The sequence below is a fragment of the Porphyromonas sp. CAG:1061 genome, from assembly GCF_000435035.1.
GTDB classification, from domain to species: domain Bacteria; phylum Bacteroidota; class Bacteroidia; order Bacteroidales; family Porphyromonadaceae; genus Porphyromonas_A; species Porphyromonas_A somerae.
The window spans coordinates 3,495-4,058 of sequence record NZ_HF988822.1 but is presented as its reverse complement, the minus strand read 5'-3'; the positions used below and the strand labels follow the sequence as shown (position 1 = coordinate 4,058).

At 48.8% G+C, this 564-nt stretch carries 1 protein-coding gene; it reads right to left on the bottom strand.

The genetic code is table 11. The features are described from left to right. A partial coding sequence (locus QVO39_RS00360) for a thioredoxin family protein (protein WP_288171179.1) occupies positions 1–366 on the bottom strand: 366 nt, incomplete at its 3' end. Positions 367–564: the final 198 nt, after the last annotated feature.

The window sequence follows — 564 nt, the reverse complement described above, 5'->3', positions numbered from 1 at the left end:
AGGGAAAGCACGGATGCCGATCCGCCGTGAGAGCTCCACTGCTTTCTCAGCATCAATAGAGTAGATAATCACCTCGCCCTTCTGCTCGCGTGCCAATTGCTCCAACCGTGGGCGAAGCCTTTTGCAGGGACCGCACCAAACGGCATAGAAGTCAACTATCACAGGCTTATCTCCTTTGAATTGCCATTCTCCCTCCTGAGTATAGTCATAAACCAGCTCCGCAAACTGTGCTTGGTTGATCTCCACCACTCCCGCTTCCTCTTGCCCACTCTGGGCAGAGGCCGAGGGAATCATGTCACCGCTTACGAAGTAAAGAAGCCCTAGCCCTACCACCATAGAGAGTAGGGTGAGCCCCCATTTATCCATCAATTTATATCTAAAAGCCATCATTAATTATTAAGTCTACCTTATTACCACTCAAAGGTAGATAAAAATGGCGACATAAACAGAGATTCACCCAAAAGGGCTATAGCTTAAAGGGTAATGGTGAAGCCGAAAAAGATCTCTCTCGGACGGAGGTAGTAAAGGGAGTAAACATCGGTGGTAGAAGTCTGCCACCGCCTC